Annotated in this window: 9 protein-coding genes; 5 read left to right on the top strand and 4 right to left on the bottom strand. The window is 44.9% G+C overall.

What is annotated here, in order from left to right; all coding sequences use genetic code 11:
• The 3 genes from LDL40_RS11880 to LDL40_RS11870 all read left to right on the top strand — a co-directional run.
• Positions 1–1,180: hypothetical protein (locus tag LDL40_RS11880; protein ID WP_300995591.1), on the top strand; the 1,180-nt coding region annotated here is incomplete at its 5' end.
• A gap of 93 nt (positions 1,181–1,273) precedes the next feature.
• Positions 1,274–1,477 carry a hypothetical protein gene (locus LDL40_RS11875; protein WP_300995590.1) on the top strand — a complete coding sequence of 68 codons (204 nt, stop codon included), beginning with the start codon at positions 1,274–1,276 and terminating at the stop codon, positions 1,475–1,477.
• A 67-nt stretch (positions 1,478–1,544) separates the two neighbouring features.
• Positions 1,545–3,638: a winged helix-turn-helix domain-containing protein gene (locus LDL40_RS11870; protein ID WP_300995589.1), complete on the top strand. Its 2,094-nt coding sequence runs from the start codon at positions 1,545–1,547 to the stop codon at positions 3,636–3,638.
• 131 nt (positions 3,639–3,769) lie between these two features.
• On the opposite strand, the gene hemL is transcribed toward LDL40_RS11870, so the two are convergent.
• The 4 genes from hemL to LDL40_RS11850 all read right to left on the bottom strand — a co-directional run bounded on the left by hemL (position 3,770) and on the right by LDL40_RS11850 (position 8,390).
• A complete protein-coding gene (gene hemL, locus LDL40_RS11865; protein ID WP_300995588.1) occupies positions 3,770–5,056 on the bottom strand; it encodes a glutamate-1-semialdehyde 2,1-aminomutase in 1,287 nt (428 codons plus the stop codon).
• A gap of 65 nt (positions 5,057–5,121) precedes the next feature.
• Positions 5,122–6,126, bottom strand: a complete 1,005-nt coding sequence (locus tag LDL40_RS11860) for an aspartate carbamoyltransferase (protein ID WP_300995587.1) — start codon at positions 6,124–6,126, stop codon at positions 5,122–5,124.
• A 90-nt stretch (positions 6,127–6,216) separates the two neighbouring features.
• Entirely contained in the window at positions 6,217–6,648 is a 432-nt protein-coding gene (locus LDL40_RS11855) for a CopD family protein (protein WP_300995586.1), read from the bottom strand.
• Positions 6,648–8,390, bottom strand: a complete 1,743-nt coding sequence (locus LDL40_RS11850; RefSeq protein WP_300995585.1) for a chloride channel protein — start codon at positions 8,388–8,390, stop codon at positions 6,648–6,650. Before LDL40_RS11850 ends, LDL40_RS11855 begins: the two co-directional genes overlap by 1 nt.
• 103 nt (positions 8,391–8,493) lie before the next feature.
• Between LDL40_RS11850 and LDL40_RS11845 the strand changes: the two genes are divergently transcribed.
• Both LDL40_RS11845 and erpA read left to right on the top strand, forming a co-directional pair.
• Positions 8,494–9,180 carry a DUF6776 family protein gene (locus tag LDL40_RS11845; RefSeq protein WP_300995584.1) on the top strand — a complete coding sequence of 229 codons (687 nt, stop codon included), beginning with the start codon at positions 8,494–8,496 and terminating at the stop codon, positions 9,178–9,180.
• A gap of 47 nt (positions 9,181–9,227) precedes the next feature.
• Complete coding sequence (gene erpA / locus LDL40_RS11840) at positions 9,228–9,569, top strand: iron-sulfur cluster insertion protein ErpA (protein ID WP_300995583.1); 342 nt, start codon at positions 9,228–9,230, stop codon at positions 9,567–9,569.
• The last annotated feature ends 431 nt before the right edge of the window (positions 9,570–10,000 follow it).

Genomic DNA, 10,000 nt, shown 5'->3' with positions numbered 1-10,000 from the left:
ACAACTGGTGCTACCTAATAATAATGGTATGGGGGATTTCACTGCTCGCTACTCTCATAATGGTGACAAAATTGCTTTTTTACGTGATGTGGCAAATAACTCTGTTCAGCTATGGTTGATGAACTTGTCTAGTGGTGAAACATCTTTGTTGCTGCATCTCAAACACAGTTATCCGGGAGATATTGCTTGGAGCAAAAAGGATGATTTTATTTATTATCCGGCCAGAAAATGGAATATCGAGGGAGTTGAGGTTAGCACAGGTAGTACTAAAACTATTGCCTTGACCGACAATCATGCCTATGAACTACTACTCGGGAAAGAGGGGGAGTTTTATGGGACTATTGGAGTGTATGCCAACTATTATGTTAAGAAGTTTAGCAATCCAATACTGAATTCAAAACCATCCGACCTTGTAGTTTTTAAATCCAATCGCAGTGAGCGGCTGGTTGAAGCAAATCCTTTAAGTTCTGGTCCGACTGCTGTAGTTTCAAGGCGTACAGGACTCCCTCAAATTTGGCTTTTTTACCCGGATGACAGCCAACGTATGATAAGCAACTTCAAGAATTCTGTCTCTATAACGGATTTGAAGTTTTCTCCCGATGGAAATAATTTGCTCGTTTTGGTTGATCAGGAGGTTTGGTTATTCAATTTAAAAGGGGAATCAAAGAGGATAAGTAACAAGGATGAAGTAGTGAAAAACATGACCTGGGGCAGACATCAGGAGGCAGTTTTGTACACCGTTAATCAAAAAGGTCGCTGGCTAGTTAAATCTTACTCGAAGGACACGAAACAAGAGTTGTTCCTCGAAGGAGTTGACTTTTATTTGCAAAGTCGCAGTGGCGAATATCAGCTTAAACGCAACGCGACAACAGGCTTATTTAGCTTGATATCTGACCTTGGTGAAGAACCACTGCCTGAGGAGTTGCACCGTCAACTGTTTACCGAGTCAACGATAGTCTTGTGGGACGATGGTATTTATTTTTCGAGTATCAATGCTAATGAGCAAAGCCAAGTATTTTTTTATTCCTATGCTACGAAAAAGATCACTCCACTTGATCTATTTTCTGATCTTTACTCTTCCAGATTCTCTTTAAGCCATGATGGTCAACATATTTTTATGGTTATTGGTGAAACACAAGATGTTGATATAGCAAAATTGCACTTAAAAACCGTAAAATAATCATGAAATTATAAGTATTTCATCAGTTTATATGGACTTTTCTGTCGGAAACTGAGCAGGTCAAATTCAACCTACTCAAAGGAAAGTCCTACTATGAAATCTATTAAATTTGTCGCTATCGCCGCCGTTTTAGTTGCTACGTCTTTTGCCTCAGGTAAAGCTCCCGCTGTAGACTCTGGTGTTAAGCAGGAGATAGCAGGTGTATGCCCGGCGTGGCCGATTTGTCGTGATGTTGATTTTGTAGAGCAAAATAGCACTCCAGACGCGTCAAATGTTGTAATTAAGAAAGCGGCGTAATCAGGGCCCTCTACTTTTTGCCTGAATTGGTTATAATCCGCCTACTTGTTTATGTAGGCGGACCCTTATGCGACATACGGCAGACTACCTGACCTTTGGTCAATGGCGGTATCTGCGTACCATTGGACAACTTCAGCCTCTGTCAGCTTCCGCTGATCCGGAGGTGTTGACATTGGAACCAAGGTTGCACAAGTTATTAAACTTTTTCCTCGACCATAAGGATTTGGTTGTAAGCCGGGATCAGATATTGTCAGGCGTTTGGGGGGAAGGTTTAGGCTCGGACGAATCCTTAACCAGGGCTATTGCTGCGCTGCGAAGAGCGCTGCAGGACAGCAGAGTTGAACCTACCTATATAGCTACCTTATCAAAGAAAGGTTACTGTTGGCTTGCTCCAGTGGCTGAAGTAGCTTTGCCTCCGCACACAGAGCTCGAAGACGAACAGACTACAAAAGCCCCTCTGGATTTGCTCAGTACACAAAAAGCGATAGAGGACTGGCATAGCAGTAAAAAAAATAAATTGAAGCGGATCCGGTATATCTGGTTTAGTAGTCTGGTGTTGTTGCTGTTTAGTCTGGGTTTTGCGTTATTACTCAGTAAAATGAATGAAAAAGCAACATTACCCCGCTATTTACAGGTGACGCCATTGAGTGCCTTGGATGGCAAAGAACAGACCCCTTTACTGTCAAATGATCAGTCGTTATTGCTGTTTCAGCATCAATTGCCAGGTTCTTCTGACTGGAGTTGGGTGGCGCAGCAATTACCTTCTATGCAGTCGAGACATGACGAGCTTTCTTATCCTCTGCTGTCGCAGCCACACTGGCTGAATTCGGAACAGATAGTATTTAGAGCCTGGAAGCAAAAAGACTGTGTGTTTTTGCGTCAAACTGTAAAACCCCAATTCGAAGCCGCTACTCCACTTTTCTCGTGCCATCAGTTTATCTCTGCGGGTCAGGCTATGACTGCTGATGGTCTGTATTGGCTGGATTTAGATCCTGCAACCGGACAAACGCAGTTATGGTTTTGGCAACAGGATCAATCCCAACGCTTATTGATGCAGTTTCCGGCTAACTGGCGGGGCGTCAGTCATTTAATAGTGAAAGGAAAAAAAGCTTACGCTATAGCTCAGACGGGCTACAACTCTTCGTCGCTATTGGAATTGGATTTGGTAGATGCAGATTGGCGCGTAATCACAGATTTTGATTTTTCCGCCAATCAATTGGCCTGGTGGAGTGAGCATGACTTATTAGTGAATAAATCTGCTCGCCAGTTGCAGGTATTGTCTTTGCGTACTGGCAACAGCAGGCTTTTTGGTGAGATGACCTTTAATCTGGCCGACACTTCTGTCTGGCAACAGTCGTTATTAGCAGTCTACCCGGCGGAAGCAGTAACAGATTTGCGGAAACTGCAATGGCAGGAGCAAAATAATCAAATTATTACCCAGCCTTTTGCTGAGAGTAACAGGTCAGAGTATCTAATGCTGGCGCATCAGCAGGAATATTTTTTTGTGTCAGACCGCTCTGGTTTACCGCAGCTTTGGCGCTCTGATGGCCAAACAACTGAGCAAATAAGCCAATTCAAAACACAATTAGATATTCAACAACTGATATGGTTTGAAGGCAAAATCTTAGTGCTGATAGACAGACAGCTGTTAGAGTTTTCACCAGCAGACGGCAGTTTGAAGGCGTACATAGAAACTGGTGCAGGGGCAGAACGTTTTGTTGTTTGTCAGGACGCTTTGTATTGGACGTCGCATAGCCAAAGTGGTTGGGTGCTGAAGCAACTCAGGCAAGGGCAAGTTAACGCTGTGGCAAAAGATGTCGTAAATGTACAATGCGGCCCGGACCATAGCCTGTTATTGCAGCAGTTTAATTCTGTGAATGTGAAACTGTGGCGACAGGGTCAATTGACAACCTTACCAGTACAAATCAACTGGCGAACCACAGACGCCTCGGCCTGGACTACTGCAGATACAGGGTTATATTGGTTGTCCGAACAGGGCTCATTGCTGAACTACTATGATTGGCAGACTCAGCAGCAACAGCAATGGCCTTTGCCTGAACCCGCTCAGGCGTTGGTGGCAGGTCTTAATGAGTTATTTGTACAGCAGTTCAGAACTCAGGATACGGACATTGTCTGGTTGCATCCTGAGCCCACTGAATAATACTTTTCCCACGTGAAGCTGCAGTTTTGATTACTGTGCCATTTCGCCCCGGTCACAAAGCTTTACCAGGCTCCCGGGGTCTAAGACTTGTCGCTGCCCGTTAACCTCAGGTGACGTGGGGAAAGAAAGCGTTAAGCTTTAAGTTGAATAAAAGCTTTTTTAGCTGCTGCTACGGTATAAGCCAAATCGTCATCACTATGAGCAATGGATAAAAAGCCAGCTTCATAAGCAGAAGGTGCCAGATAGATCCCTTGGTCCAGCATCAGATGGAAGAAACGTTTAAAGGCTTCAATGTCACACTGAGTGGCCTGGTGGTAGTTGCTAATATGCGCTTCTTTGCTAAAAAACAGTCCAAACATACCACCCACTTGAGTAGTCGCCAGTGGAATACCAACTTCTTTAGCCGCTGCAGCTAAACCTTCAATCAACTGCGTGGTTTTGGCTGTTAGCACATCATAAACACCAGGCTTACGGATTTCAGTCAAGGCAGCTAAACCAGCGGCCATAGCTATGGGGTTACCGGACAAAGTGCCCGCCTGGTAGACACCGCCTAAAGGTGCTATGTGCTGCATAATGTCACGACGACCACCAAAAGCACCCACAGGCATACCGCCGCCGATAATTTTACCTAAAGTGGTCAGATCAGGTTTGATGTTGTAATAGGCCTGAGCTCCGCCTAAAGCCACACGGAAACCTGTCATAACTTCATCAAAAATCAGCACAGTGCCGTATTGATCACAAAGTGCCCGTAACCCCTCTAAAAATCCCGGCGCAGGTGGAATACAGTTCATATTGCCGGCTACTGGTTCAACAATAATACAAGCGAGATCTGCACCCTGTTCGGCAAAAATCTGTTTCACCTGTTCCAGATTATTGAACTCAGCTGTAAGAGTATATTTAGCAAAATCAGCAGGTACACCAGGAGAGTTAGGGACACCTAAAGTCAAAGCGCCTGAGCCTGCTTTGACCAGTAACGAGTCGGCGTGGCCGTGGTAACACCCTTCAAATTTTAAAATGCTGTTACGGCCGGTAAAACCGCGTGCAAGGCGAATGGCGCTCATGGTTGCCTCAGTGCCTGAGCTGACCATTCGAACCATTTCCATGCTTGGCACTAATTCACAAATGGTTTCTGCCATAGTGATTTCTGCAGGGCAGGGGGCACCAAAACTTAAGCCTTTTTCTGCGGCTTTGATCACAGCCTCGCGGATAGCCGGATGGTTATGCCCCAGCAACATAGGACCCCATGAGCCTATATAGTCAATGTATTTTTTACCATCTACATCATACATATAGGCGCCATTGGCGCTATCGATAAATACAGGTGTACCGCCGACGCTTTTAAATGCGCGCACAGGTGAATTGACGCCACCAGGTATGGTTTGTTGAGCTTGCTGGAATAATTGTGCTGACTTGGACATAACAGATCCTTAAAACATCAGCCGGGCGCAAAGCCCGACTTACAGATAAATTTGGTGGGGCTGGCTTACATGTTGCTGTACCAGGGTACTTCACGTTCGTATTTGCTAACGAGCTGATCGACACCCAAAGTTAAAGCGAACAAAGCCATTCGTACTAAAACACCGTTGTCGGCCTGACGGAAAATGGCGAGGTTTGGGTTTAGGTTTAAATCGTTATCCAGCTCATTGGCTTCGACACGGGAATCCCTTGGCAGCGGGTGCATAATGACAGTGTTGGATTTACAGTGTTTGGTGTAAATATCCTGATTCAGGCGGAACTTGCCACGATATTTATTGGCCTCTTCTTGCGAGGGAAAACGTTCTTCCTGAATACGGGTTTGATAGACAATGTCCGCGTTTAAATTGCCAGCCAGTTGATCGGTAATAGTCACTCTGTGACCTGCATTTTCAATCAGGGACACTATGTCGTCAGGCATCGCCAGCTCGTTGGGTGCAATTAAAGTGAACTGAATATTTTTGTACAGGGCGAGTAGTTTGGATAGAGAGTGTACAGTACGGCCAAACTTTAAATCGCCAATCATGGCGATATGCATACCATCTATAGGTTGTTGCGATGCAGCCAGTTCTTTTTCAATAGTGAATAAATCCAGTAAAGCTTGTGTCGGGTGTTCGTTGGCTCCATCACCGCCATTTAATACTGGCACACGGCTACCTTCAGCAAACTCTGCGACTGAGCCCGCTTGTGGGTGGCGCATTGCAATCACATCACTGTAGCTACTAATCACCCTGGCCGTATCAAACAAAGACTCGCCTTTGGATAATGCTGAAGATTGCATCCCTGTTGTTTCGCGTACTTCGCCCCCCAGTAGATTAAAAGCACAACCAAAGCTGACACGGGTTCTGGTGCTGGGTTCAAAAAACAGATTACCTAAAATAGCACCTTCAAGCACTGTAGTGCGTTTCTGACGTTTGGCATAAGGTTCCATACTGCGGGCAATGTCGAAAACCTGCTGAATTTTGTCGCGGTCAAACTGTTTAACGGAGAGGATATGTTCGCCTTTAAAGCTCATACTAGGTGCTCATCTGCTAGAGGTTGCGGGGGCGCCGAAACTGGCTGAAAGTCGGCGCTTATCATAGCAAATAAGCTGGTTTAAAGCAGCCTATGCAGGCTTTAAAATCGCCAGAAAAATAATAGCGAATAGAAGTAGCACAGGGAATTCATTAAAAAAGCGGTAAAATTTACTGCTTTTGCTGTTTTGTCCCTGCTTAAAGTCGTGCAGTAACTTAAAACAATAGCCATGATAGACATAAAGCACTGCGACCAGCAGCAGTTTGTAATGCAACCAGCTGCTTGCGGCAAACCAGGCTGCGCCATACAAATGGATCAGCCAAAGACCAAAGATCAGGGTGAGCAGTGCAAAAGGTGTGACAAAGTACAGCAGGCGCCTTTCCATCACTTTAAATTGCGCATCAACTGCTGGGTCTTTGTTGTCCGCGTGATAGACAAAAAGCCGTGGCAGATAAAAAATCCCGGCAAACCAGGCCACCATAAAACTGACATGCAAAGCTTTAATCACTAGTAATGTATTCATCAGATTAAATTGTTCTGTTTAGTTAAAAGTGCACGAACCTGCTCCCATCGGATCAGGCCCAATAACTGTTGAGGTTGCAATGGGTCATAAACGTAGACTACGCCACCTTTTTGTTCATCAAGTATGGTATGAACCTCTGCCATAGAGGCTTGATGACTCAGGCCTTGCAGTGGTTGACGTAACAAGGTTGACTGCCCTGTCATCGAGGCATTCAAATCATAATCTATCAATAAGAAAGGCTGCTCAGGATTGTCAGTTTTCTGAAGTAGCAGCTGATGAGCAGGTTTATTCGCCAGGATAGATTCTATTTGATCGTCTTCTGAGGCTGATACCACAACATATTCTTTATCCAGCATGGCCAGTACCCCAACTTTTTGTAGCACATCATCGGCAGGCGCTAGTTTATAGGGCAGTTGTTGCAACTCCAGCTGTAATACAAAAATGGACTTGTTTTTAAATAGCTGTACTGTGGTGACATAAGCACAGGTAATGACCAGCATAGCAGGCACTATAATATCTGGGTTATAAGACAGCTCCATCACTGCCACTAAAGCGGCTAAAGGCGCGTGCAAAGTTGCCGCCATAAATCCAGCCATACCTAAAGTGGCATAAGTGCCGGATAAACTGGCATCTCCTGAGATAAATACAGGTAAAAATGCCAATAAGGTACCTGCCAATATACCTATACCAAAGACAGGACCTATTACACCACCAGGTACGGCTAAACCTACGGCTACTACAGTTAATAGAAACTTTGCCAATAAAATGGTCAGCAATAACCAAAATTCAGTGGACGCAGTGACGGCATAAAATATAGCGCCAGTCTCAGCGCCCATAGCTTGCGGAACCAGATGGCCGACAGCAGCAGTAATAGTCGCAGCTAATAATAACTTCAAGGCTAAGTGCCATTTCTGAAACCACTTCAGAATACGCCAGATACTCTGGTTAAATACATAGGCTGCTGCGCCAATTGCCACACCACAAAGTACCAGGTAAGGCAAATGCCAGCCGCTGATGGAAACAATTTTTAACGCAGCTAAATCGTTACCCATACCAAACACTCCCCGTGTCAGCAAAGCGCCCACGACGGAAGCCAGCATCACAGGTACAAAAACGTGAATACGATACTCCCTCAGTACCACTTCCATCACAAAAATAACGGCAGCAAGCGGAGTATTAAAAGATGCAGAAATTGCGGCCGCTATGCCACATCCCGCCAGTATACGAATACTGTTAAAAGGCAAATGCAGATATTGACCCAGTAAGCCAGCACCAAAGGCCCCTAAATGTACAGAAGGGCCTTCCCGACCGACAGAAAAGCCGCTGGTTAGCGCCATGATGCCACCAAAAAACTGGTTAAAGGTATTCCAGAAAGGCATCACCCCATATTGGGTTTTAATTCTATGTATTACATAGGCAATACCCATGCGGTAATGGCTCAGGCCCACCAACATCGCCATGATGCTGATCAGTACAGCTGCAATAAAAGGCAAAGCCCATCGATAGCCTTCGGCTATGCCAGAGAAGTCATCAGTGCGTTCTAAGAAGAAACTTTGGATGCCAATAATGGTCAGACGGAACAACAGTATTAGTAGTGCGGCTAAAAAGCCTGCCACTATGGCCAACAAACACAACTGGACAGAAGTAAGAGGGAAAGCTAATCGAAGACGTAATTTTGCTTGCCAGTCCGCAGGTAGTAACATGTTATAGTGTCTGAGTTGTGGATAAGCAAAGTGTAACATATACCCAAACTAATGAAAGATCTGGCTTTTTGGGTAGAATTATTTGAGTAGATTGATGAATCGTATGCAGTTTATGCTCTGGCTCAAACGAAGCTGGAGACAGATGTTGTTAACAGCGGGGCTGATGGGCCTTGCTGCTTTGGCTGGGCAATTATTTGGTAATTATTACTATGTACAGCAAGTCAATGTGCTGTCGTCCAAACTGGAAGAGAGTCAGAAAAAAAACAATAGTCTGACGGCTAACCTGAATGAGCAGTTAAAACAAAATGACTATCTGACGGCTGAACTGGCCGTGGAAAAAAGTGCCGGCCAGTTGATGCAGCAAGAACTTAAATCTGAACAACAAAAGTTGTTTGATACCCGCAAAGAGCTGGCGTTCTACCAACGTATTATTTCTCCTGAATTACAGGCTGACAGTCTGATTATTGACAGTTTTAGTATCAGTCCGGGATCGTCCGGTAATAGTTACAGGTTTAATCTGGTGTTGATCCAGCAAGACAAGCAACGTAATTTTGCTAAAGGTACTGTCGAGATGAAGTTGCATGGTTTTGCAGGCGAGAAAAGAGAGACTGTGGATTTATTGCAGTTAGCAGGTTTTGCTAAGAGCGATAAAGCCTTTAGTTTTAAATACTTCCAAATCATAGAAGGTGAATTTACCTTGCCTGAAGGCTTTAAGCCTGAAAAGGTGGATGTAGCCCTTAAGGTTGCCGCCGCCCGGTCAGCAAAATCAGCCAAAGTAGACAAAGGCTTTTTTTGGCCCTTAGAGCAGCCCGGTGAAATACTTGAATAAATTAGTCAGGTATTAGATAATCCGCGCCCAGTTACACCGGAGGACACATGTCAGAGTTACAGCTTCCAATTCAGTTTACCGACGCCGCCGCCAATAAAGTATTGGCTTTAGTCACAGAAGAGGAAAACCCTGAGTTAAAACTGCGGGTTTACATCACGGGTGGTGGTTGTTCTGGCTTCCAATACGGTTTTACTTTTGATGAAAAAGTGAATGAAGGTGATCTGGTTGTCGAGAAAAACGGCGTGACCATGGTGGTCGATCCTATGAGCCTGCAGTATTTGGTAGGTGGTGTAGTAGATTACACCGATGGTCTGCAAGGCAGTCGGTTTGTGGTGCAAAATCCAAATGCCACAACAACCTGTGGTTGCGGCTCGAGCTTTTCAGTCTAGCCCTCAGCTTTACTCTTATCGATATAAAAAGGCTTCAACACAGAAGCCTTTTTAGTTTGTACTCCCCGAAATCCCGTTCAGCCCTCAGTCAGACCTTTTGTGGAAACATAGCGACAAAAGGAAGCAATGAGTGCCTGGTGCTGTAAGTAAAACTGTTCGTTCCTGTAATTCAGACCGGCCGATAAAGTGCCAAAATCTTGCGATAAGCGGTGATTTTTTCAACTGGGTAACTATACGCTCTGAACAAGCTATGGTTTAATGAAATGCTTTTTTTTGCTTATTGGGACATTCCCTAAGCTTTTGGATTTTTTTGGCAGGAAGTTTAAGTCGTAAACAGAAGGCGCTCGAGCGTCGGGAGAACAACAAATGAAAGGTACTAAAAGCGTTATTTCAGACGAGAATAAAAGATTGTGTGTATGGCTGAAGCGTCA

The organism is Rheinheimera sp. (genome assembly GCF_020217005.1).
In the GTDB taxonomy this organism is placed as follows: domain Bacteria; phylum Pseudomonadota; class Gammaproteobacteria; order Enterobacterales; family Alteromonadaceae; genus Pararheinheimera.
The sequence above is the reverse complement of the archived record's forward strand: the minus strand, read 5'-3'. Positions and strand labels throughout refer to the sequence as shown.